At 73.9% G+C, this 21,895-nt stretch carries 21 protein-coding genes; 10 read left to right on the top strand and 11 right to left on the bottom strand.

Translation table 11 applies throughout. The features are described from left to right. Nucleotides 1–4: 4 nt before the first annotated feature. On the bottom strand, nucleotides 5–268 hold the full coding sequence (locus CLT72_RS00950; RefSeq protein WP_089001114.1) for a DUF6343 family protein: 264 nt from the start codon (nucleotides 266–268) through the stop codon (nucleotides 5–7). A 179-nt stretch (nucleotides 269–447) separates the two neighbouring features. On the opposite strand from CLT72_RS00950, the gene CLT72_RS00945 reads away from it, so the two are divergent. Together CLT72_RS00945 and CLT72_RS00940 are read left to right on the top strand one after the other, a co-directional pair. Continuing rightward, nucleotides 448–1,059, top strand: coding sequence for an antibiotic biosynthesis monooxygenase (locus CLT72_RS00945; protein WP_101409110.1), 612 nt, complete (start codon nucleotides 448–450; stop codon nucleotides 1,057–1,059). Between the two features lie 188 nt (nucleotides 1,060–1,247). Next, a complete protein-coding gene (locus CLT72_RS00940; protein ID WP_101409109.1) occupies nucleotides 1,248–2,099 on the top strand; it encodes a GDSL-type esterase/lipase family protein in 852 nt (283 codons plus the stop codon). 63 nt (nucleotides 2,100–2,162) lie between these two features. On the opposite strand, the gene CLT72_RS00935 is transcribed toward CLT72_RS00940, so the two are convergent. From CLT72_RS00935 to CLT72_RS00930, 3 genes are all read right to left on the bottom strand, one after another. After that, nucleotides 2,163–2,921 carry an EcsC family protein gene (locus CLT72_RS00935; RefSeq protein ID WP_101409108.1) on the bottom strand — a complete coding sequence of 253 codons (759 nt, stop codon included), beginning with the start codon at nucleotides 2,919–2,921 and terminating at the stop codon, nucleotides 2,163–2,165. Between the two features lie 37 nt (nucleotides 2,922–2,958). Next, nucleotides 2,959–3,102, bottom strand: a complete 144-nt coding sequence (locus tag CLT72_RS32090) for a hypothetical protein (protein ID WP_172896546.1) — start codon at nucleotides 3,100–3,102, stop codon at nucleotides 2,959–2,961. Between the two features lie 103 nt (nucleotides 3,103–3,205). Beyond that, the gene (locus CLT72_RS00930) at nucleotides 3,206–4,039 is read right to left on the bottom strand and encodes a peptidase M23 (RefSeq protein ID WP_101409107.1); all 834 of its coding nucleotides are present in this window, start codon (nucleotides 4,037–4,039) and stop codon (nucleotides 3,206–3,208) included. Nucleotides 4,040–4,459: 420 nt separating this feature from the next. Between CLT72_RS00930 and CLT72_RS00925 the strand changes: the two genes are divergently transcribed. From CLT72_RS00925 to CLT72_RS00915, 3 genes are all read left to right on the top strand, one after another. Beyond that, nucleotides 4,460–5,380, top strand: a complete 921-nt coding sequence (locus tag CLT72_RS00925) for a proteasome assembly chaperone family protein (protein ID WP_101409106.1) — start codon at nucleotides 4,460–4,462, stop codon at nucleotides 5,378–5,380. 37 nt (nucleotides 5,381–5,417) lie between these two features. After that, nucleotides 5,418–6,215, top strand: a complete 798-nt coding sequence (locus CLT72_RS00920; protein WP_101409105.1) for an exodeoxyribonuclease III — start codon at nucleotides 5,418–5,420, stop codon at nucleotides 6,213–6,215. 187 nt (nucleotides 6,216–6,402) lie between these two features. Beyond that, nucleotides 6,403–6,711, top strand: coding sequence for an antibiotic biosynthesis monooxygenase family protein (locus CLT72_RS00915; protein WP_101409104.1), 309 nt, complete (start codon nucleotides 6,403–6,405; stop codon nucleotides 6,709–6,711). 16 nt (nucleotides 6,712–6,727) lie between these two features. On the opposite strand, the gene CLT72_RS00910 is transcribed toward CLT72_RS00915, so the two are convergent. After that, the gene (locus tag CLT72_RS00910) at nucleotides 6,728–7,405 is read right to left on the bottom strand and encodes a class F sortase (protein ID WP_101409103.1); all 678 of its coding nucleotides are present in this window, start codon (nucleotides 7,403–7,405) and stop codon (nucleotides 6,728–6,730) included. Between the two features lie 8 nt (nucleotides 7,406–7,413). Continuing rightward, nucleotides 7,414–7,941: a hypothetical protein gene (locus CLT72_RS00905; protein WP_089001123.1), complete on the bottom strand. Its 528-nt coding sequence runs from the start codon at nucleotides 7,939–7,941 to the stop codon at nucleotides 7,414–7,416. Between the two features lie 142 nt (nucleotides 7,942–8,083). Here CLT72_RS00905 and trmB point away from each other — a divergent pair, with 142 nt between their 5' ends. Next, the gene (gene trmB / locus CLT72_RS00900) at nucleotides 8,084–8,797 is read left to right on the top strand and encodes a tRNA (guanosine(46)-N7)-methyltransferase TrmB (protein ID WP_101409102.1); all 714 of its coding nucleotides are present in this window, start codon (nucleotides 8,084–8,086) and stop codon (nucleotides 8,795–8,797) included. Between the two features lie 97 nt (nucleotides 8,798–8,894). Beyond that, complete coding sequence (locus CLT72_RS00895; protein ID WP_101409101.1) at nucleotides 8,895–11,399, top strand: DEAD/DEAH box helicase; 2,505 nt, start codon at nucleotides 8,895–8,897, stop codon at nucleotides 11,397–11,399. Nucleotides 11,400–11,436: 37 nt separating this feature from the next. On the opposite strand, the gene helR is transcribed toward CLT72_RS00895, so the two are convergent. After that, complete coding sequence (gene helR / locus CLT72_RS00890) at nucleotides 11,437–13,581, bottom strand: RNA polymerase recycling motor ATPase HelR (protein ID WP_199184688.1); 2,145 nt, start codon at nucleotides 13,579–13,581, stop codon at nucleotides 11,437–11,439. 532 nt (nucleotides 13,582–14,113) lie between these two features. Between helR and CLT72_RS00885 the strand changes: the two genes are divergently transcribed. The 3 genes from CLT72_RS00885 to CLT72_RS00875 all read left to right on the top strand — a co-directional run bounded on the left by CLT72_RS00885 (nucleotide 14,114) and on the right by CLT72_RS00875 (nucleotide 17,835). Beyond that, a complete protein-coding gene (locus CLT72_RS00885) occupies nucleotides 14,114–14,758 on the top strand; it encodes a hypothetical protein (RefSeq protein WP_101409099.1) in 645 nt (214 codons plus the stop codon). A 152-nt stretch (nucleotides 14,759–14,910) separates the two neighbouring features. Continuing rightward, nucleotides 14,911–16,680, top strand: coding sequence for a hypothetical protein (locus CLT72_RS00880; protein ID WP_396801779.1), 1,770 nt, complete (start codon nucleotides 14,911–14,913; stop codon nucleotides 16,678–16,680). Nucleotides 16,681–16,743: 63 nt separating this feature from the next. After that, entirely contained in the window at nucleotides 16,744–17,835 is a 1,092-nt protein-coding gene (locus CLT72_RS00875; protein WP_486484162.1) for a glycosyltransferase family 2 protein, read from the top strand. A gap of 22 nt (nucleotides 17,836–17,857) precedes the next feature. Here CLT72_RS00875 and CLT72_RS00870 read toward each other — a convergent pair whose 3' ends face one another. Genes CLT72_RS00870 through CLT72_RS00855 form a run of 4 tightly spaced genes read right to left on the bottom strand, consistent with a single transcriptional unit; the run spans nucleotide 17,858 to nucleotide 21,810 of the window. Continuing rightward, on the bottom strand, nucleotides 17,858–18,802 hold the full coding sequence (locus tag CLT72_RS00870; protein ID WP_101409097.1) for an ABC transporter substrate-binding protein: 945 nt from the start codon (nucleotides 18,800–18,802) through the stop codon (nucleotides 17,858–17,860). After that, nucleotides 18,802–19,650: an ABC transporter ATP-binding protein gene (locus CLT72_RS00865; protein ID WP_101409096.1), complete on the bottom strand. Its 849-nt coding sequence runs from the start codon at nucleotides 19,648–19,650 to the stop codon at nucleotides 18,802–18,804. The genes CLT72_RS00870 and CLT72_RS00865 overlap by 1 nt, the downstream gene beginning before the upstream one ends. A 25-nt stretch (nucleotides 19,651–19,675) precedes the next feature. Beyond that, a complete protein-coding gene (locus CLT72_RS00860; protein WP_250100611.1) occupies nucleotides 19,676–20,767 on the bottom strand; it encodes a FecCD family ABC transporter permease in 1,092 nt (363 codons plus the stop codon). Beyond that, nucleotides 20,764–21,810 (bottom strand): FecCD family ABC transporter permease, encoded by a 1,047-nt coding sequence (locus CLT72_RS00855; RefSeq protein WP_101409095.1) that lies wholly within the window; start codon nucleotides 21,808–21,810, stop codon nucleotides 20,764–20,766. The genes CLT72_RS00860 and CLT72_RS00855 overlap by 4 nt, the downstream gene beginning before the upstream one ends. Between the last annotated feature and the right edge of the window lie 85 nt (nucleotides 21,811–21,895).

Raw genomic sequence — 21,895 nt, 5'->3', positions numbered from 1 at the left:
CCTGTCACTCGAAGAGTGAGTGGCGGGCGCCCGGCTCCTCCCGGCGGCGGGCGGCGCGGCGGCGCTGGATGATGATCAGGTCGACCACGGCGACCACCGCGAAGACCACGCAGAGGACTCCCAGCCACACCAGGTCGGCGTTGAACGCCAGCACCGCGAAGACGGTCATGGTCACCAGCCCGAACCCGGCCAGCAGGAGCCGCATGTTGAGTGCGCTGTAGGCGTGGCCGACCGTGCCACGGGCGCGCCGGGGCTGCGATCTCGTCATTGCACCGACCTACCCCCGATCGACCCGCTTAACCCGCCCCGGCCGGTCGGCTCCCCGGGCGCCCTCGTCGGCCCCGCCGCCAGCCCTGCCGGTGGGCCGCGTCACCCCGCTGGTGGGGTGCGTTACACCGGCGCCCGGTGAGCCTGTCGAACCGGCTCCGACCGGAGAGGATGGCCGGTATGACGATGACCCACGCGCTGCCGGTGACTGTCGCCGTCGCCCGGCGCACCGACCCGGCCCGGACCAGCGAGATGGTGGCCTGGATGCGGGCCGGCACGGCGCTGGCCGAGGCGTTCCCGGGGTTCCTCGGGTCCGGCTGGGTACGCAGCGCGCCCGGCTCCGGGGAGTGGCACATCATCTACCGCTTCGCCGACCACGACACGCTGCGCCGCTGGGAGGAGTCCCCGCAGCGGCACTGGTGGCTCTCCTCCGCGCAGGGCATCGTCGAGCACACCCGGGTCGAGCGGCGTACCGGCGTCGAGGGCTGGTTCGACCCGCCGCGGGAGCACCTGGCGCAGACCGTGCCGGTCAGCGCCGAGCCGACGGTCCCGCCGCCCTCCCCACCGCGCTGGAAGCAGGCGGTGACCATCTGGCTGGCGTTCTTCCCGCTCAGCCTGACCGCGACGCTGCTCACCAGCCGCTTCCTACCGGACGTGCCGCTGGCCGCCCGGGTGCTCCTGATGACCCTCACGCTGACCCCGCTGATGACCTACCTGGTGCTGCCCCGGATCACCCGGGCCCTGCACTGGTGGCTGCACGGCCAGGCCGCGCCCTGGCACGTGGCGCGCTGACCTCCGTCCGCGGCGCTGGTCCCGCCCGGCACGCCGCCCGCCGCCCGGCCCGCGATCCGCGCGCACCTAGCACGCGGAGCCGCGCCGGAACAGCCGTCTGCCGCATAGTCGACAGCGGCGGGCCACCCCGGCAGGCCCGCGCTTAGAGTTGCCGCGCTGTCGCTCTCCGCTGCGGGACTGGGGATGGTATGCCTCGACGTTGGGTCACCGTGGCCGCCTGCCTGCTGGCGCTGGTCGCGCTCGCCTGTGAGGGCGGTGGGGAGCCGGGATCCCGCCCGCCCCGGGACACCCCGTCGCCCGGCTCGGCCGGCGGCATCGCGGCCCTCGGCGACTCGATCAGCACCGGGTTCGGCTCCTGCCTGGTGCTCGTCTCGTGCGAGCGCAACTCCTGGTCCACCGGCGACGGGCTACGCGTCGACAGCCTCTACCGGCGCCTGCTCGACCGGAACCCGGCGATCCGGGGCCGGGCCCACAACCACGCCAGCCCCGGGGCCCGCGCGGCGTCCCTGGAGGGACAGGCCCAGCGGGCGGTACGCGACCGCGTCGACCACGTCACCGTGCTGGTCGGCGCCAACGACGTGTGCCGGGGCGGCATCGAGGCGATGACCCCGGTCAAGCAGTTCCGCGCCGACGTCGACCGCGGCCTGCGGGTGCTGCGGCAGGGCCGGCCGAAGGCCCGGGTGCTGGTGGTGAGCGTGCCGAACCTGCACCGGCTCTGGGAGGTCGGGCACACCGACGCGCGGGCGGTACGGGCCTGGAAGCGGGGTGTCTGCCCGGCGCTGCTGGCGAACCCCACCTCGACGGATCCGCTCGACCGGGCGCGCCGGGCGGCCGTGCGGGAGCGCATCGCCGACTACAACACGCAGCTCGCCGCCGCCTGCAAGGCGTACGGCTCGCGCTGCCGGCACGACGGCGGGGCGGTGCACCGGGTGCGGTTCGACCTGGAGCTGGTCAACCCGCTGGACTGGTTCCACCCGAACGCCGCGGGGCAGGACCGCCTGGCCGACGTGGCGTGGCGCGCCTCGGGCCTCGGCTCCTGACCCCACCACCCGGCGCACCGGCCCGTCCGGGCCGGGCGCGCAGGCGGCGTCGAGGGGCCCGGATCAGGGCCGGCGGGGTTCGGGGACGCTGGGCCCGCCGTGCTGCCGGTAGAGGGCGCGGGAACGCACCGCGAGGTCCTTGGTGGCCGACGAGTTGGCCCACGTGCCCAGGACGATCGCCGCACCCGGCACCACCTTGGCGAAGACCCGCTTCGCCGCGCGCACCCCGGCCATCTGGGCCAGGCGTACGCCGAGGCGCAGCATCACCTTGCCGAGCGGGTTCTGCCCGCCGCTGCCGAAGAGGGCCCCGGCGCGCTCCCGACCGGCGGCCACCCCGAGCGCGAGCCGGGCGCTCTCGGCGACCTTGTGCACCTTCTGCAACACCAGCAGGTCGGTGGCCCGGTCGCCGTGCAGCGGGTCGACGCCGTACGCGGCGGCGATGTGCAGCACCATCCGGGCCTGGGTCCAGGCCAGCACCCCCACGTCGATCACGGCACCGGGCAGCCCGGCGGCGCCCGAGACCGCCCCGGAGAGGCGGGCGTGGTTGACGAACTTGCGTACCGCCTGCTCCGCCAGGGCCTCGGCGGTGGCCCCGGGCTGCTCGGCCCGGGCCCGCGCGGCCCACTGCGCCGCCTCCGGCCCCAGCCGGCGTACGGCCTCCAGGGCGAGGTGCTCCGGGGCGTACTGCGGGTCCTCCCGCATCCGGTCCCAGAGCTTCAGCGGCGGCGCCTCGGTGGCCTCCTGCGTCGGTGCCGGAACCACGGCCGGCGGCTGCGGTTCCCCGGCGACGGGCTGGTCGTCGGTGGGCACGGAATCGGTCACAGGGTCTCCCGGGGGTCGGAGAGGGCGTCGGTGACGGTCAGCGGCGGTTCTGGAACTTGGCCGCGAGGCCCCTCAGCTTCTGCTGGGTGCCGGGCTTGGCCAGCTCGCGCCGGCCTCGGTCGACCATCTGCTGGCCCTTGGGCGAGCGCAGGAAGGTGGTGATCCGCTGCATCAGTGACATGTCGTCCTCCAGTCGGTGGCGCCTGTTCCATGTGTACCTCGGAGCGACAACACCTGTACCCCGGATGCCCGAACCGCAACCGTCCACTATGGTCGGTGAGAGCCTACTGCCCGGCCTCCAGGCACGCCGCGACGACCTTGGTGGCGCGCCACTCGTGTTTGGCGTAGTGCTCCGGATAGGCGGAGATCTGCACCGCCTGGGCGGCATCGGTGAGCCGCATCTGCTGCCAACCCGGCACCCGCGCCAGCGCCGAGAGGAACTGCCGGGTGGCGAACTCCGGGTCCATCAGGTCGCCGACCTCGCCCCAGCCGCTGCTGGAGCGCTGCTGGAACAGCCCGACCGAGTCGTGGTCCCACCCGATGCCCTGGTGCGGGTACTCGCGCGACTCGGGAAGCACCCCGCTGGCGACGTTGTAGAGGTTGCTCTCCTGCATCGCGGTGGCGACCGCGATCACCAGCGCGCGCCGGGGCATCCCCATCTCGCGTCCGGTCCGCACGATCTCCTCGGCGTTCTCCATCTGGGCGTTGTCGAGCCCGACCACCGGGGCGGGGTCGACCGGCTTGCGGGTGGTCTTCTTCGGGGCGGGGGTGGTGGTGTCCGGGTCGGCGGTGCGGGTGGGGCTGGCGGAGACGGCGACGCGCTCCAGGCTGCGGGAGGCGGGGTCCGGCTCGGCGCGCTCGGCGAGCGCGGAGGGGGCAGGGGCGGGTGTGGGGTCGGCGGATCCGTCCCGCGCGCCCTGCGCGACGGCGGTCAGCCCGAGGCAGCACAGGACGCCGGTGGCGAGGACGATCCGGGCCCGGGCGGGCCCGCGCGTCAGCAGGCGGGCGTACGCCGCGGCGCGCAGACTGGTTGACCGAACGCACGAGGGGGTATCGTCCGAACGGTCGATCGGCTCGCTCGGGGCGAGCTGGTCATCGAGGGTGCGGTCGTCAGGCATCAGCCGAGGCTAGGCAGGCCGACAGGCCGAGCACCCGAGGTGATCTCGTGGCTTTCCTCACGATATGGCCCAGGTCGGGTGGACGCCCGTGCCGAGCCGGGCAGCCGTCGGGACGCACCTCGCGGACCGGTCAGACCTCGGCAGGGCCCCGGGGCGACACGGGGCGCCCGGAACGCGGACAAACCACCGGCGACCGGCCCATGATCTACAAACTCCCCCGTTCGGTCGATAGTCTGGTCACCCTGACGGCCATGCCTCGTCGCCCGACGGTGGGCTTGCGGGCATACGCCCGATTACTGGTCAGGTGGCGACCCGTGGCGGGGCGCGGCGCGGAATGCACGAGGATGGCGGGTACGTTTCCCGAACCGGGTGCCGTCTCCGCACGGCGACCCGTACGCACAACCAGGGAGGTCCGCACCGGTGCTCGACCCACACGAGCTCTACGAGCTCACCGACGATCTGCCCGACCTCGGTCAGCCGGTGCTGATCCAGACCCTCACCGGCTTCGTCGACGCCGGCAGCGCCACCCGACTGGCCAGGGAGCAGCTGCTCACCTCCCTGGACGCCCGCCCGATCGCCCGCTTCGACGTCGACCAGCTCTTCGACTACCGCTCGCGCCGCCCGGTGATGACCTTCGTCGAGGACCACTGGGAGGCGTACGACGCCCCGGAGCTGGAGCTGCACCTGCTCCGCGACGACGACGAGACCCCCTTCCTGCTGCTCACCGGCCCGGAGCCGGACCTGCAGTGGGAGCGCTTCGTGGCCGCGGTGGCCGGCATCTCCGCACGGCTGGACGTCCGGCTCACCGTCGGGCTCAACTCGATCCCGATGGCCGTGCCGCACACCCGGCCGGCCGGGGTGACCGCACACGCCACCCGCCGCGAGCTGATCGCCGGCTACGAGCCGTGGTTGCAGCGCGTGCAGGTGCCGGGCAGCGTCGGCCACCTGCTGGAGTACCGCCTCGGCGAGCTGGGCCGCGACGCCCTCGGCTTCGCCGCCCACGTGCCGCACTACGTGGCGCAGACGGAATACCCGGCCGCCGCCGAGGTGCTGCTCGCCTCCGTGTCGCGCAGCACCGGGCTGCTGCTGCCCCGCGACGGCCTGCGCTCGGCGGCCGAGGTGGTCCGGGTGGAGATCGACCGGCAGGTCGCCCAGACCGACGACGCCGCCCAACTGGTGCAGGCCCTGGAGGAGCAGTACGACGCGTTCGCGCGCGGCCGGGGCGAGAAGAACCTGCTCGCCGCCGAGGCCGGGCCGCTGCCCACCGCCGACGAGCTGGGCGCCGAGCTGGAGCGGTTCCTGGCCGAGCAGACCCGCCCGGGCGACACCCCGGGCAGCTGACCCGGCGACGCGCGTGGGGATGGGGCAGGCTGGTCACATGCGTCTGGCGACCTGGAACGTGAACTCGGTGAAGGCCCGCCTGCCCCGGCTGCTGGACTGGCTGGCCGGCACCGGGCCGGACGTCGTCTGCCTACAGGAGACGAAGTGCCCGGACGGCGCCTTCCCGGTGGCCGAGGTGGGCGAGCTGGGCTACACGGTGGCCAGCCACAGCGACGGCCGGTGGAACGGGGTGGCGATCCTGTCCCGGGTCGGCCTGGCCGACGTGACGGTGGGGTTCCCCGGGGAACCGGGCTTCCCCGAGCCGGAGGCCCGGGCCATCTCGGCGACCTGCGACGGGGTCCGGGTCTGGTCGGTGTACGTGCCGAACGGCCGGGCCCCGGACGACCCGCACTACGCGTACAAGCTGGCCTGGTTCGCGGCGCTGCGCGACGCGCTGGAGGCGGAGCTGACCGGCGGCCTGCCGCTGGCGGTCTGCGGCGACTTCAACGTGGCGCCCACCGACGCCGACGTCTGGGACCCGGCGGTGTTCACCCACTCCACGCACGTCACCCCGGCGGAGCGGGCGGCCCTCGCGGCGCTGCGCGACCTCGGGCTCCGCGACGTGGTGCCCACCCCGATGAAGGGCCCGCACCCGTTCACCTACTGGGACTACCGGGCGGGCATGTTCCACCAGAACAAGGGCATGCGGATCGACCTCGTGTACGCCTCGGCACCGTTCGCCCGGGCGGTCCGCTCGGCGTACGTGGACCGGGAGGCCCGCAAGGGCAAGGGCCCCTCCGACCACGCGCCGATCGTCCTCGACGCCGACCTGGTTCCGGCGGTCGAGTCGTTCTGAGCCCCGGCGCCGTCGCCAGGGCGTGTTCCGGAGGCGCGTGAGGCTGATGGACCACTGCCACCGGAACGCTGATACCTGTAGGGCATAAAGATGCCTGCGGGGTATCGGGATCGAACGACTACACCGCCGACCGGCGAGGTCCGGCGCAGCCAGTCACGGTTCGTGGGACAGACCGTAGGGTGGAGCCATGGCAGTCGTGAAGATCAACGCAATCGACGTTCCTCCCGGCGCGGGCGAGGAACTGGAGAAGCGGTTCGCCGCCCGGGCGGGAGCAGTGGAGAACTCCCCCGGCTTCCTCGGCTTCGAGCTGCTGCGTCCCGTCGCGGGCGAGAACCGCTACTTCGTGTACACCCGGTGGGAGACCGAGGAGGCCTATCAGGCGTGGGCCGCCGGCCCGTCGCGTGCCGCCCACGCCGGCGAGAAGCGCCCCCCGGTCGCCGCCGGCGCCACCCTCCTGGAGTTCGAGGTCGTCCAGCAGGTCCCCGGCCGGTCCTGACGCGCCCTCGCGCCGCTCAGGCGGGGCGGGAGGAGAGCAGGGTGGCGAAGGCGATGATGTTGTCGGCGTAGCCCGTCCGGCCGCCGAGCCAGTCGCCGCCGCAGGTGATCAGGCGCAGGCCCGGCGGGCCCTCGTCGCCGTAGACCCGTTCCGCCGGCAGCCGCTCCTTGGGGAAGTGCTCCACGGAGTCGACCTTGAACACCACGACCGAGCCGTCGGCCCGGGTCACGTCGACGGTGTCGCCCGGGCGCAGCTTGTGCAGGTCGTAGAAGACCGCCGGGCCGCGCTTGGTGTCCACGTGCCCGACGATGACCGACGGGCCCGGCTCGCCCGGGGTGGGGCCCCGGTCGTACCAGCCGGTCTCGTCGGCACGCTCCAGCGGCGGTACGGCGATCGACCCGTCCCGTGCCTGACCCACGGGGGCGACCGGGGCGGACACCTCGATCGCGGGTACCGACAGGCGCACCGGCCGACTGGCCGACAGTGCCCCGCTCCCGCTGCGCGCCGGCCGCTCCTGCCCGCCGCCGGCGGCCCAGTCGAGCGGCCCGGCGGTGCGCCCCAGCCCCGCGCCGGTGGCGAATACCCCGGCCAGCACCAGCACCACCGCCAGCGGCACCGACCAGGGGCGGCGTCCGGACGGCCGTGGCCCCCGGGCCGCTGCGGCGGCCGGCTGCGGGGCGGGCGTGGTGGCCATGAGGCGGCTCAGCGTCGGGCGGCGCCACGGGCGGTACGCGGACGGCGCGCCGCCCGGACCGCGAGCACGATGCCGGTCACGGTCAGGGCGAGACCACCCGGAAGCAGCAGCCCGCCGGTGAAGCCGCCGGCGCCACCGCCGAACCCGGTGGCCGGGCCGCGGCTGGGCTGCACGGCCTTGACGACCTGGAGCATGGTCGAGGCGGTCTCGCCGTCGCGGCACTCCAGCTTGATCCGGTAGTTGCCGGGGCGGGTGCGCTCCCGCACCATCGGCGCGGCGGTCAACGTGCCGCCCTGCGGCTGCACCTGCACCCGACCGAAGGCGTCCGAGACCACGGTGGCGGGAACGGAGTTGTTGCGGCAACTGGCCCGGATCCCCACGAGGAACCCCGGCTCGACCGTGCTCGGGCTGACCTCGACGAAGACGTTCGGCCCCGGCGGCCCCGGCTGGGGCGCACCGGCGAGGGCGGGCGCGGCCGCGAGCAGCGGCCCGACGACCACGGTCGCGATCGCGAGCGCCACACCGCCACGGTGCACCGACACGACGCCCCCTCCCGGCGCGTTGGGGCAGCGCCGGGGCAACACCAGGCACCCGGCCCGCCGTACGGGATGGATCCTCTCATCCCCGGGCGAACATCACATCCGATTCGGCGCGGTCGTCGCGTACGCTCAGGTCGTTGTGACCTCCACCGACTTCCCCGCCGCCGTCCCCGCGCCGCCCGCCGCCCGGACGATCCGGACCTTCCACCCGCGCCGTGGCCGGATGAGCAGCCGCCAGACGGAGGCCCTCGACCGGCTCTGGCCGGTCTACGGCCTGCACGTCCCGGAGCGGCCCGGCACGCCCGTGGACCTGTCCACCCTGTTCGGCCGACGTGCCCCGCTGGTGCTGGAGATCGGTTCCGGGATGGGCGACACCACGGCCGAGATGGCCGCCGCCGACCCCGACCGAGATTATCTGGCGGTCGAGGTCCACACGCCCGGAATCGCCAACCTGCTGGACCTGGTCCAGCGGCACGGCCTGCGCAACGTACGGGTGGCCCAGGGTGACGCCCTGGACCTCGTGGCGGGCCTGCCGGAGGCGTCGCTGGACGCCGTGCACGTCTTCTTCCCCGACCCCTGGCCCAAGTCCCGGCACCACAAGCGGCGGATCATCCAGCCGGCCCACGTCGCGCTGCTGCGCTCCCGGCTTGCGCCCGGCGGCACCCTGCACTGCGCCACCGACTGGGCCGAGTACGCCGAGGCGATGCGGGCCACCCTGGACGCCGACCCGGGGCTGGTCGACGCGCACGACGGCTTCGCGCCCCGCCCCGCCCACCGCCCGGTCACCAAGTTCGAGCGCCGGGCCCTGCGGGCGGACCGCCCGATCTTCGACCTGATCCACCGCCGGTCGTGACGGCGGGGGCCGCTCGGGCGCCGAAGCGGCCCTTCCCCGCCTCGCCCGCCCGGCCGGTTGGCGCTCGGGGGCATGATCCAGGCACCATGGACGCGCTATGACGCTCACCGCCGCGCTGCCGACAAGCGCCGACCCCGACACCCTCTTCGACGCGTTCGCCGGCTGGGCGAAGGAGCGCGGCCTCGACCTCTATCCCCATCAGGAGGAGGCGGTCATCGAGATCGTCTCCGGCGCCAACCTGATCATGAACACGCCGACCGGGTCCGGCAAGAGCCTGGTCGCCATCGCGGCGCACTTCGCGGCCCTGGCCGACGACCGGACGACCTTCTACACCGCCCCGATCAAGGCGCTGGTGTCGGAGAAGTTCTTCGCCCTCTGCGAGGTCTTCGGCGCCGACAACGTCGGCATGCTGACCGGCGACGCCAGCGTCAACGCCGACGCGCCGATCATCTGCTGCACCGCCGAGATCCTGGCCAACCTCGCGCTGCGCGAGGGCGAACGCGCCGACGTCGGCCAGGTGATCATGGACGAGTTCCACTTCTACGCCGAGCCCGACCGGGGCTGGGCGTGGCAGGTGCCGCTGATCGAGCTGCCGCAGGCGCAGTTCGTCCTGATGTCCGCCACGCTGGGCGACACCACCCGCTTCGTCGACGACCTGACCCGGCGCACCGGCCGACCCACCGCCGTCGTCCGCTCCGCCGAGCGGCCGGTTCCGCTGATCTTCTCGTACGCGATGACGCCGCTGCACGAGACCCTCGAGGAGCTGCTGGAGACGAAGCAGGCACCCGTCTACGTCGTGCACTTCACCCAGGCCGCCGCCCTGGAACGCGCGCAGGCCCTGATGAGCGTCAACGTCTGCACCCGCGCCGAGAAGGACATGATCGCCACCGCGATCGGAAACTTCCGGTTCACCTCCGGCTTCGGCAAGACCCTGTCCCGGCTGGTGCGGCACGGCATCGGCGTGCACCACGCCGGGATGCTGCCCAAGTACCGCCGGCTCGTCGAGACCCTGGCCCAGGCCGGCCTGCTCAAGGTCATCTGCGGCACCGACACGCTCGGGGTGGGCATCAACGTGCCCATCCGCACCGTGCTGTTCACCGGCCTGTCCAAGTACGACGGGGTGCGCACCCGGCTGCTCAAGGCCCGCGAGTTCCACCAGATCGCCGGGCGCGCCGGGCGGGCCGGGTTCGACACCGTCGGCCGGGTCGTCGTGCAGGCCCCCGAGCACGTCATCGAGAACGAGAAGGCGCTCGCCAAGGCCGGCGACGACCCGAAGAAGCGGCGCAAGGTGGTGCGCAAGAAGCCGCCGGAGGGGTCGATCGGCTGGGGGAAGCCCACCTTCGACCGCCTCGTCGAGGCCGAGCCGGAGCCGCTTACCTCCAGCTTCCACGTCAGCCACTCGATGCTGCTCAACGTCATCGGCCGCCCCGGCGACGCGTTCGCCGCGATGCGCCACCTGCTCACCGACAACCACGAGGAGCGTGCCGCCCAGCGCCGGCACATCCGCCGCGCCATCGCCATCTACCGGGCGCTGCGCGCGGGCGGCGTCGTCGAGCAGCTCGACGAGCCCGACGAGACCGGCCGGCGGGTCCGCCTCACCGTCGACCTCCAGCTCGACTTCGCCCTCAACCAGCCGCTCTCCCCGCTGGCGCTGGCCACGATCGAGCTGCTCGACGTCGAGTCCCCCGCGTACGCCCTCGACGTGCTCTCGGTCGTCGAGTCGATCCTCGACGACCCACGCCAGGTGCTCTCCGCACAGCAGTTCAAGGCCCGCGGCGAGGCGGTCGCCGCCATGAAGGCAGAGGGCATCGAGTACGAGGCCCGCCTCGAACTGCTCGACGGCGTGACCCATCCGAAGCCGCTGGCGGAACTGCTGGACTCGGCGTACGAGATGTACCGGCAGGGGCACCCGTGGGTGGCCGACCACCAGCTCTCCCCCAAGTCCGTCGTGCGGGACATGTACGAGCGGGCGATGACCTTCACCGAGTACGTGCAGTTCTACGGGCTGACCCGCTCCGAGGGCCTCGTGCTGCGCTACCTCGCCGACGCGTACAAGACGCTGCGCCAGACGGTGCCCGAGGACGCCAAGACCGAGGAGCTGATCGACCTCATCGAGTGGCTCGGCGAGCTGGTCCGGCAGGTCGACTCCAGCCTCATCGACGAGTGGGAGCGGCTGCGCAACCCCACCGACGCCGCCGAGGCCGCCGAGGCGCTGGACGACCGGGTTCCGGCGGTCACCCGTAACGCCCGCGCCTTCCGGGTGCTGGTGCGCAACGCCCTGTTCCGCCGCGTCGAGCTGGCCGCCCTGCGCCGCTGGTACGACCTCGGCGAGCTGGACGCCGCGTCGGGCTGGGACGCGGACGCCTGGGCCGACGCCCTGGAGCCGTACTTCGAGGCGTACGACTCCATCGGGGTGGGCCCGGACGCGCGCGGCCCGGCGCTGCTGATGATCGAGCAGGGTCGGGAACGGTGGACGGTCCGGCAGATCCTCGACGACCCCGACGAGGACCACGACTGGGGCATCAGCGCCGAGGTCGACCTCGCGGCCTCCGACGAGGCGGGTGCGGCGGTCGTCCGGATCACCTCGGTCGGGCAGCTCTGACCCTCGCGGCGGCTCCGGCCGGACGCCGCTCCCACGGTCACGTGGTGAGGACGACGAGCTGCCGGGTCGCGCGGGTCATCGCGACGTAGCGGTCGACCGCTCCCTCGACGCCGACACCGAAGGCCTCCGGGTCGACGAGGACGACCAGGTCGAACTCGAGCCCCTTCGCCAGCTCCGGCGTCAGCGACCGGACCCGGGACGTCGCCCGGAACGTGGGATCGCCGATGACGCACGCGGTCCCCTCGGCGTGCGCGGCGAGCCACGTGTCGAGGATCGGGCCCAGGTCGGCGGCGGATCCGCGTACGACGGGAGCGCCGCCGCCGCGGATGGAGGTCGGCACGTTGGCGTCGGGGAGCACGGCCCGGATGACGGGCTCGGCCTCCGCCATGACCTCTTCCGGCGTCCGGTAGTTGACGGTCAGGGAGGTCAGGGTGATCCGGTCGAGCCCGATGCGCTCCAGCCGTTCCCGCCACGACTCGGTGAAGCCGCGCCGGGCCTGGGCGCGGTCCCCGACGATGGTGAAGCTCCCCGACGGGCAGCGCAGCAGCAGCATCTGCCACTCGGCGTCGGTCAGCTCCTGAGCCTCGTCCACCACGATGTGGGCGAACGGTCCGGCGAGCAGGTCCGGCTCGACGTGGGGCAGGGCGGTCTCGTCGACCAGGGCGTCCTGGAGGTCCAGCTGGCGCAGGCTCGACAGCACGCCCTCGCCGTCGTCGTAGGTGTCGGCCTCGATCAGGTCGTCGACGACGGCGGCCATGCGCGCGCGTTCGACGGCGACGACGGCCTCCTGCCGGCGTCGGCGCCCGGACGCCTCCGCGTCGCCGAGCCGGTGCCGTGCCGCGTCCAGCAGCGGCAGGTCGGACACCGTCCAGGCCCGGGCGTCGGGGCGCTGCAACGTGCGGACCTCTTCGGGGCTGAGCCAGGGAGCGCACCGGCGCAGGTAGGCGGGCACCGACCACAGGTCGCCGACGAGGTCGGTCGCCTCGATCAGCGGCCAGGCCCGGTTGAACGCCGTACGCAGCTCCCGGTTGCGCAGCAGCGAGGCGCGGACCAGCTCGTCGGGCTCGTCGCCGTCGTACTTCTGCACCAGGATCGTGAGCAGCTCCTCCCAGACCTCGTCGCGCGCCTCGTTGTGGGGGGTGCCGGGCCCCGGCGCCTCGAACGCCTCGGCCCAGTCGGCGGCGCGCAGCCGGATGTCGGCCTCGTCCGTGCTGACCGTCATCGGTGCGGTCGGCGGCTCCTCGTAGAACCTGACGGCCGACTCGATCGCCTTCGCCATCGCCGCCGACGACTTCAGCCGGGCCACCTCCGGGTCGGTCTCGACGCTCGCTGAGGCGCCCTCGGGCACGAGGTCACGCAGGGTGCAGGTCTGCACCTCCTCCTCCCCCAGGCTGGGCAGCACGTCGGAGACGTACGCCAGGTAGGGCTGGTGCGGCCCGACGAACAGCACGCCGCCCCGGCGGTGACCGAGGCGCGGGTCGGCGTAGAGCAGGTACGCGGTGCGGTGCAGCGCGACGACGGTCTTGCCGGTGCCGGGACCGCCGTCCACGACGAGCGCCCCGCTCGATCCCGCGCGGATGATGGCGTCCTGGTCGGCCTGGATCGTGCCGAGCACGTCGCGCATCCGGGGCGACCTGCTGGCCCCCAGGCTGGCGATGAAGGCGGACTGGTCGTCGAGCGTGACGGCGTGCCCCGCGAGGGCGTCCGGGGTGAACACCTCGTCCCAGTAGTCGGTGATCCGGCCGCGCGTCCAGCGGTACCGGCGGCGACTCGCCAGGCCCATCGGGTTGGCGTGGGTCGCCGCGAAGAACGGTTCGGCCGCGGGGGAACGCCAGTCGAGCAGCAGTCGTCCGCCCGCGCCGTCGGTGAGGCCGCGTCGTCCGACGTACACGGGCGTGGGATCGTCGGCGCCGACCATGCGGCCGAGGCACAGGTCCACGCCGAAGCGGCGCAGTGTGCGCAGGCGGGCGGCCAGCCGACGGACCTCCATGTCCCGGTCCACCGCCTGCCGGCCCTTGCCACCGGGGGCCCGGCGCTCGGCGTCGAGGCGGTCGGACAACTCGGCGCCCGTCCGCTCGATGCTCCGCGCGACGGCCGCGAAGTGCCGCTCGTCGGCGGCGATCAGCATCGGATCGGCCTTGGCGGCGAGGTGGTCGGGAAGGTCGAACGCGCTGGTCGTCAGGCGATCCACGTCAGCAACTCCACTCTCGTTCCGGCTCCTGGCCCGCGATGCCGTACGCCGCATGCGGGCACCGGGCGTCCGACCATCGGCTCGACGTTTCCATTCGGCCGTACGTCGACGGCGGCCACTTTTCGCTGGTCCCGTTTCCGCAGCTCGCGGCCTCGGCCGGGTGATTCTGCGGCACGGACCGGGTCTTGCCGCAAGCCCCCCGGTGCGATATAAGTTGAGAAGGGAAAGGGGCGGACGCTCTCCTTTCCCTTTATTTCTGTCCGGGGCGGAAAACCCTTCGGGAACGGGCGCCGCACACGACGGCGCAGCGGCCGGGCGGACATTTCCCGGCACGTGCGACGGCGCCGCAGCGCGCCCCGGCGGGGCCGCCGACCTGGTGTGGATCTTCCGGGGGCAGGCGTGACCTCCCATCGTGCCCGCCGTCACCAGGACGCCCGAGGAACGCTCCGCAAAGCCTGGGAGATGTCACACCCGTCGATTAGAATGTATGTACTAATCGAGGTCCTGACCTGGGAGGACGCCCGTGACCACGCCCGCCTCCGCCCCACCCACCCCCTACGCCACCCTGCTCGGCTTCACCCGCTACGTCGACCGCACCGGCCCGACGAAGGCCACCTTCGTCGGGGGGCTGCGCAAGCAGCGGGCCAGCCGCTCCGGCTTCAACCCGCACGGCCAGTTCGTCAAGGCGCTCAAGGCCGACATCGCCTTCCACACCGGCGGCACCCACCTCGACCAGGTGGTCGACGTGGTCAAGCCCCGCTGGCGACCGCTCTACCAGGCCCTCGTCCCCGGCGCGACGGCCTGGCTGCGTTCCCTCGGCGAGCCGAGGGACGTCGACCTCGCCCAGACCCGCGACGCGCTCGCGATGCTGGGCGACCTCCCCGTCAAGGTCAACCCCCAGTTCGGCGTACGGCACGGCGACGGTCGCGTCGAGGCCGTCCGACTGCACTTCGACGAGACACCGCCCAGCGAGGAGGCGACGCTCGCCACCCTGCACCTGATGGCCCGGCACATGGACGCGGTGCTCCCGCACGCCGAGCCGGTCCTGGTCGACGTGCGTCGGGGCGAGGCCCACCGCATGCCCGCCGACGCCCGCCCCGAGCAGATCGAGCGCTGGCTGGCCGGCGAGGCGGCGGCCTTCCGGGCCATCTGGGCCACCGCCGCCTGATCCCTTCCCACCACCCGATCCGCTCGCCCGGCCCGGCCGACATGGCCGGGCCGGGCGCCGACCGGGGATCCGCGCGGAAGCCCACATCCCGGGCGGCGGATCGACATGACGTCCAGCATCGTGAATCATCTATCTTCATGACCACCGGGTCCATGGACGCCCGTCCACCCGCCGAGATCGCCGAAGACGACCAGGTGCCCGCGCCCGGGCCCCCCGGCCGGCGGGAGCGGTGGCGATGGCTGTGGCACGAATGGACGCTGGCGGTGCTCGGCGGGCTGCTGCTGGCGGTCGTGCTGACCTGGCCGACGATGCGGCATCCGGCGAGCACGATCCCCGGCGACATCGGCGACCCCACGTTGCAGACGTGGCAGATGGCCTGGGCCGGGCACGCCCTGCTGAACAACCCGGGCGGCCTCTGGCACTCCAACACGTTCTTCCCCGAGACCCACACGTACGCCTACAGCGACACCCTGCTCGGCTACGCCCCGCTCGGCATGCTCGGCTCGGGCTTCGAGGCCGCCCTGGTCCGCTACAACGTGGCGTACGTGCTGGTGCACGCGCTGGCCTTCGTCGGGGCGTACGCGTTGGCCCGGCAGCTCGGGGCGGGGCGGCTGGGCGGGGCGGTCGCCGGGGTCGCGTGGGCGTACGCGCCCTGGCGCCTGGCACACGCCGGGCACCTCAACATCCTCTCCAGCGGCGGGATCGCGCTGTGCCTGGCGATGCTGGCGCGCGGCCACGGCTGGTCGTTGCGGCACGGCTACCGCCCGGAGCGCCGGCGACCGGGCTGGGCCCTCGCGGGGTGGCTCGTCGCCGCCTGGCAGATCAGCCTGGGCTTCGGCATCGGCCTGCCCCTGGTGTACTTCCTGCTGGCCGCGGTGCTGGTCGGGGCCGGCGGCTACGGCTGGTCGTGGTGGCGGCGCGGGCGACGTCCCGCGTTCGGCCGGCGGCTGCTGGTCGCCGACCTGGCCGGCGGGGCCGTCTTCGGGGCGGTGACGCTGCTGCTGGGGCTGGTCTACCTGCGCGTCGTCGACCTCAATCCGCAGGCCGAACGGTCGCTGGCCTGGACGGAGATGTTCTCGCCGCCGCTGATCGGCTTCGTCACCGCCCCGGCCGACTCGTGGTGGTGGGGCGAGCGGCACGCGGCGGCCCGCGAACAGCTGACCTGGCCGCCGGAGATGGCACTGCTGCCCGGGATGGTCCTGCTCGCGTTGGCCGCGGCGGGACTGTTCGTCTCGGTCTATCCGGCCCGGCGTCGGGTCGCGGTGGCGCTCGGCGTGCTCGGCACGGTGCTGCTGGGCCTGGGGGTCACCCTCGGCGGCGACGGCGATCCGGGTTACCTGACGCTGTCGAAGCACCTGCCGGGCTGGGACGCGTTGCGTACGCCGGGGCGGATGATGCACTGGACCAGCCTGCTGCTGGCGGTGCTGGCGGCGGGTGCGGTGACGGTGTTCGCCACGGCGGTGCGCCGGTGGGCGTCCCACGGCCGGGCGAGGTTCCTGGCGCCGGTGCTGCTGCTGGTGCCGCTGGCCCTCGTGGGGCTGGAGGGGGTCAACCGGACGGCGCACCCGGAGGTGCCCCCGCCGCCGGCGGCGATGCGTACGGCGGCGGAGCCGATGCTGGTGCTGCCTGCCGGCGGCGCGCTCGACCTGATCTTCATGTCGTGGACCACGGACGGGTTCCCCCGGGTGACGAACGGGCTCGCCGGGTTCGAGCCGGTCACCCAGGCACAGACCCGGGCCGCGACGGCCGCCTTCCCCGACGCGGGCAGCGTGGCGTACCTGCGGGGCATCGGGGTGCGCTCCGTGGTGGCCCTGCCGGGCTGGGCCGCCGGCACCCCGTGGGAGGGCATCGCGCAACGGCCGTACGACGGGCTGGGCATCACCCGGGAGGAGATCGATGGTGTGCTGGTCTACCGCCTCTGACCGGGCCGGCGCGCGGCGGCGCGGTGGGCGTCGCCGGGCGTCCTCGGGCGCCGGCCGGACGGGGTGACGGACGTGCGCCTGTCGGTGGTGGTGCCCTGCTTCAACGAGGAGGCCTCGGTGGAGCGGCTGCACGCGGCGGTGAACGCCGCCGTCGCGGAGCTGACCGACGTCGAGATCGAGGTGGTGTACGTCGACGACGGCAGTTCCGACGGCACCCTCGTGGCGCTGCGCCGGCTCGCCGCCGCCGACCCCCGCGTGCGGTACACGTCGCTGAGCCGCAACTTCGGCAAGGAGGCGGCGATGCTGGCCGGGCTGGAGCGGGCCACCGGCGACGCGGTCGTGATCATGGACGCCGACCTCCAGCACCCGCCCTGGCTGCTGCCCGACATGGTGGCGCTGTACCGGCAGGGCTTCGACCAGGTGATCGCCCGCCGGGACCGGCGCGGTGACCGGTTCGTACGGATGCTGGCCTCGCGCTCCTTCTACCGGCTGGTCAACTGGTGGATCGACGTGCGGCTGCTCGACGGGGCGGGCGACTTCCGGCTGCTGTCCCGGCTCGCGGTGGACGCGGTGCTGGCGATGCCCGAGTACAACCGCTTCTCGAAGGGGCTGTTCTCCTGGATCGGGTTCCGCACGGTGGTGGTCGCGCACGGCAACCAGACCCGGCAGACGGGCCGGAGCAGGTGGACGTTCGGCAAGCTGTTCAACTACGCGTTCGACGGGCTGCTGTCGTTCAACAACCGGCCGCTGCGTCTGGCGATCTACGGCGGCCTGTTCCTCACCCTGATCGCGGTGGTCTACATGGCCTGGGTGGTCGCCGACGCCGTCAGCAAGGGCATCGACGTTCCCGGCTACACCACCATCATCGTCAGCGTGATCGGTCTCGGCGGCATCCAGATGACGATCCTGGGCGTCATCGGGGAGTACATCGGCCGGATCTACTACGAGACCAAGCGCCGGCCGCACTACCTGGTCCAGGAGACCGAGGACCTGGTCACGCAGGGCGGGGAGGCACCACGGGTGCCGGACCAGCCGGCGGTGCGGCCGGCGGAGCGGATGCGCCGGGACGGGCCGTCCCGCGAGGACCTGCCCCGGTACCGCTCGCTGCGGCGCGCCGCCGGCGAGTCCGTGACGGGTGACGCGCGGCAGCCGTAGGGGGCTGCCGCGCGCGTACCGGTCAGGCGGTGAGGTACTTGGCCAGGTCGTCGAGGATCTTGTTGGCGGCGCCGATGCCGATGCCGGTCATCCAGATCTCGTCGGACACGACGTGCGCCTTGCCCGCCTTGACCGCCGACAGCCCCTTCCAGAGCGTCCCGCCGGTGACCTTGGCCTGCTCGGCGGCGGCCTTCTCGCCGTACGCGGTCACGAAGATGACGTCGCCGTCGACCTCGCCGACGCGCTCCGGGCTGACCCGGTCCATCCGCCGGTCCTCCTTGCCGGTGAGCTGCTGGCGCTCGGGGCGGCCCAGGCCGGTGTCGCCGATGACGATGCCGGAGAACGAGTCCGGCCCGTACACCCGGATCTCGGTCGGCATGAAGCGGACGATGGAGACCTTGCGCTCGGCGGCGTCGCCGAGCTTGCCGCCGAACTCCCTGGCCCGCGTCTCGTACGCGGCCAGCAGGTCCTTGGCCTGCTGTTCCTTGCCGAGCGCCGCGCCGTCGAAGAGGAAGTTCTCCTTCCAGGTGATGCCGACCTTCTCGGTGAAGACGGTCGGCGCGATGGCGGCCAGCTCGTCGTAGAACTTCTCCTGGCGGAACTTGCTGCCCAGGATGAGGTCCGGCTTGAGGGCGTTGATGGCCTCCAGGTCGGGCTCGGTGAGCACCCCGACCTCCTTGATGCCGGCGAGCTTCTCCTCGCCGAAGTAGGTCGGCCAGCTCCTCGCCTCGCCGGCGGTGGCGGCGCCGACCGGTGTGACGCCGAGGGTCAGGGCGGTGTCGATCTTGTCGGTGTCGAGCACGACCACCCGCTTGGGCTCCGTCGGCACCTTGGTGGTGCCCATGGCGTGGGTGATCTCCCGGGTCTGCCCGGTGGTGGTGTCGGCGACCGGGTCGCTCTCACCACAGGCGGTGAGACCGACGCCGAGAGCCAGGGCCGCGGTGAGGGCGGCGGCGAGACGACGCATCAGATTCCTTTCGAGGGGTACGAGCCGGTCAGCGGCGTCGCCGCCGCCCCGGCCGAGGGGCGAGGCAGGGAGGCGCCGGTGAGCGCGGGCACCACCAGGGGCGCCCCGGTCACCGGGCAGGGCACGACCACGCAGTCCAGGCCGAAGACGTCCCGGACCAGGTCGGCGGTGAGGATCTCCCGGGGCGGCCCGGCGGCCACCACCGCGCCGGAGCGCATCGCGATCAGGTGGTCGGCGTAGCGGGCGGCCTGGTTGAGGTCGTGCAGCACGGCGACGACGGTGCGGCCCCGCTCGACGCGCAGCCGGTGCAGCAGGTCCAGCACCTCCACCTGGTGGGCGAGGTCGAGGAAGGTGGTGGGCTCATCCAGCAGCAGCGCCTCGGTGTCCTGCGCGAGGGTCATGGCGATCCAGACGCGCTGCCGCTGCCCCCCGGAGAGGGTGTCCACCGGCCGGTCGGCCAGCCCGGTCACGTCGGCGAGCGCCATGGCCTGCTCGACGGCGACGCCGTCGGACTCCGACCACTGCCGCCACCACCGCTGGTACGGCTGCCGGCCCCGGCCCACCAGGTCGGCCACGGTGACGCCCTCCGGCACCAGCGGGCTCTGCGGCAGCACGCCGAGGCGGCGGGCGACCTCGCGGGTCGGCAGGTCGCGGATGGCGGTGCCGTCCAGCAGCACGGCGCCGCGCCGGGGCGTGAGCAGGCGGGCCATGGTACGCAGCAGGGTGGACTTGCCGCAGGCGTTCGGCCCGACGATGACCGTGAACGCGTCGCCCGGCAGCTCCAGGTCGAGCCCGTCCAGCACGGTCCGCTCGTCGTAGCCGGCGACCAGGTCGCGGGTGGAGAGCATCACGCCTCCTTGCCAGGGTCAGACTTCACGAGGACCGCCGCCGGCCGCGCAGCAGCAGGAAGATCAGGTACGGGCCGCCGATGGCGGCGGTCAGCACGCCGGCGGGCAGCTGGGTGGGGGCGAACAGCCGCCGGCCGCCCAGGTCCGCCAGCACCAGCAGCAGCGCCCCGAGCAACGCGGCGCCGACCAGCGGCGGGCGCTCGGCGCGGACCAGCCGGCGGGCCAGCTGCGGGGCGACCAGGGCGACGAAGTCCACCGCGCCCACCTGGGCGGTGACCATCGCGGCGGCCAGCACCCCGGTCCCGGCGAGGCCGACCCGGCGGGCCGTCGGACGCAGGCCGATCCCCCGGGCGGTGTCGTCGTCCAAGGCGGTGCTGTTCAGCGCCCAGCCGGCCCAGGCCAGCACCGGCAGGAGCGCGGCCAGGGTGAGGGCGATCCACAGGCTCTCGGTCCAGCCCTTGCCGGCGAGCGTGCCGATCAGCCAGATCTGCGCGCGCAGCCCGTCGATCGGGTCGGCGGTGAGCATGACCACCTCGGTCAGGGCCCGCAGCGCGAAGGCGACCGCCACGCCGGCGAGCACGAACCGCTGGGCAGCCAGGCCGTGCCGGGCGCCGAGGAGGAACAGCAGCGCGGCGGCGACCAGCCCGCCGACCAGCGCGGCCGGCGCCACGAGGACGGCGGCGAGGCCGCCGGTCAGGGCCACCGTCGCGGCGAGGCCGGCGCCCTGGGTGATGCCGACGACGTCGGGGCTGGCGAGCGGGTTGCGCGCCACGCTCTGGATCAGCGTGCCCGCCACCCCGAAGGCCGCGCCGGCCACCGCCGCCAGCACCAGCCGGGGCAGCCGCAGGTCGAGGACCACCAGGTCGTACGGGGTGCCGGCGCCGGAGAGGGCGCGCAGCACGTCGACCGGGGCGACGTACGGGGTGCCCAGCGAGAGGCTGAGCAGCCCCGCGGCGAGCAGCAGCACGACCAGCACGGCGGCGACCAGCACCGAGCGGCGGCGGACCTGCACGGCGACCGGACCGATCCGCACCAGCGAACGCCCGGGCAGCGCGGTGACGCCGACGCGGGGGCGACCCGCCGGCCGTCCGGCGGCCGGGGCGGTGGGGGCGGTCACGCCGTCACGACCTTCGCGCGGCGCACCAGGAAGGCCAGCAGCGGGGCGCCGACCAGGGCGGTGACGATGCCCGCGGGCACCTCACCGGGCGGCGCGACGAGCCGGCCGACGACGTCGGCGCCCAGCAGCAGCGCGGGCCCGAGCAGCGCCGAGACCGCGAGGGTCCACCGGTGGTCGGCGCCGACCAGGGCGCGGGCCAGGTGCGGCACCGCGAGCCCGACGAACGCGATGGGGCCGGCGGCGGCGACGGCCGCCCCGGTGAGCAGGACCGCGGCGAGACCACCGCCGAGGCGGACCAGCCCGATCCGGTGCCCGAGTCCCCGGGCCACGTCGTCGCCGAGGGCCAGCGCGTCCAGGCCCCGGGCGACCAGCGCGGCCAGGAACAGCCCGGCCAGCACGAACGGCACCACCTGGACGGCCACCGTGAGGTCCCGACCGGTCAGCCCGCCGACCACCCAGAAGCGGTACTCCTCGAAGGTGCGGGCGTCCATGCTGAGCAGCGCGTACACGACGGAGGCGAGACTGGCGTCGAGGGCCGCGCCGACCAGCGCGAGGGTGACCGGGCTGGCGCCCTCGCGGGCCTTGGCGGCGACGGCGAAGACCAGCGCGCCGGCGCCGAGCGCGCCGCCGATGCCGAACCAGACGTACCCGGCCAGCGTGCTCACGCCGAAGACGGAGATGGCCAGCACCACGCCGAACGAGGCGCCGGCGCTGATGCCGAGGATCCGCGGCTCGGCCAACGGGTTGCGGGTGAGGGCCTGGAAGAGGACCCCGGCGACGGCGAGGGCGAGCCCGACGGCGAGGCCCAGCGCGGTACGCGGCATCCGCAGTTCCCGCACGATGGTGGCGGCCTCGCCGCCGTCGGGGGCGACCAGCGCGCGCCACACCTCGTCGACGGCCAGCGCCCGGCTGCCGAGCGCGAAGCTCGCCAGTACGGCCAGCCCCAGCACCACGGCGGCGGCCACGGTGACCGCGAGCCGACGACCGCCACGCGCCCGGGGCCGGGTGCCGGCACGCGCCGGTCGGGTGGCGAGGGTGGTCACGAGGCTCCTGCACGTTCGGGCTTAGGGTCGCCTTACCTTAGCGGAACGGCCTGGCCGGGCCTAACTCGCCGTCGTCGATCCGAGC

The organism is Micromonospora sp. CNZ309 (assembly GCF_002846525.1).
The sequence above is the reverse complement of the archived record's forward strand: the minus strand, read 5'-3'. Positions and strand labels throughout refer to the sequence as shown.

What these genes read in the sequence shown, in the direction of transcription:
- CLT72_RS00870 (WP_101409097.1), bottom strand. Translation starts at nt 18,802, where the DNA reads ATGCGTCGTCTCGCCGCCGCCCTCACCGCGGCCCTGGCTCTCGGCGTC.
- CLT72_RS00920 (WP_101409105.1), top strand. Translation starts at nt 5,418, where the DNA reads ATGCGTCTGGCGACCTGGAACGTGAACTCGGTGAAGGCCCGCCTGCCC.
- CLT72_RS00895 (WP_101409101.1), top strand. Translation starts at nt 8,895, where the DNA reads ATGACGCTCACCGCCGCGCTGCCGACAAGCGCCGACCCCGACACCCTC.
- CLT72_RS00910 (WP_101409103.1), bottom strand. Translation starts at nt 7,405, where the DNA reads ATGGCCACCACGCCCGCCCCGCAGCCGGCCGCCGCAGCGGCCCGGGGG.
- CLT72_RS00880 (WP_396801779.1), top strand. Translation starts at nt 14,911, where the DNA reads ATGGACGCCCGTCCACCCGCCGAGATCGCCGAAGACGACCAGGTGCCC.
- CLT72_RS00940 (WP_101409109.1), top strand. Translation starts at nt 1,248, where the DNA reads ATGCCTCGACGTTGGGTCACCGTGGCCGCCTGCCTGCTGGCGCTGGTC.
- CLT72_RS00915 (WP_101409104.1), top strand. Translation starts at nt 6,403, where the DNA reads ATGGCAGTCGTGAAGATCAACGCAATCGACGTTCCTCCCGGCGCGGGC.
- CLT72_RS32090 (WP_172896546.1), bottom strand. Translation starts at nt 3,102, where the DNA reads ATGTCACTGATGCAGCGGATCACCACCTTCCTGCGCTCGCCCAAGGGC.
- CLT72_RS00930 (WP_101409107.1), bottom strand. Translation starts at nt 4,039, where the DNA reads ATGCCTGACGACCGCACCCTCGATGACCAGCTCGCCCCGAGCGAGCCG.
- CLT72_RS00950 (WP_089001114.1), bottom strand. Translation starts at nt 268, where the DNA reads ATGACGAGATCGCAGCCCCGGCGCGCCCGTGGCACGGTCGGCCACGCC.
- CLT72_RS00865 (WP_101409096.1), bottom strand. Translation starts at nt 19,650, where the DNA reads ATGCTCTCCACCCGCGACCTGGTCGCCGGCTACGACGAGCGGACCGTG.
- CLT72_RS00945 (WP_101409110.1), top strand. Translation starts at nt 448, where the DNA reads ATGACGATGACCCACGCGCTGCCGGTGACTGTCGCCGTCGCCCGGCGC.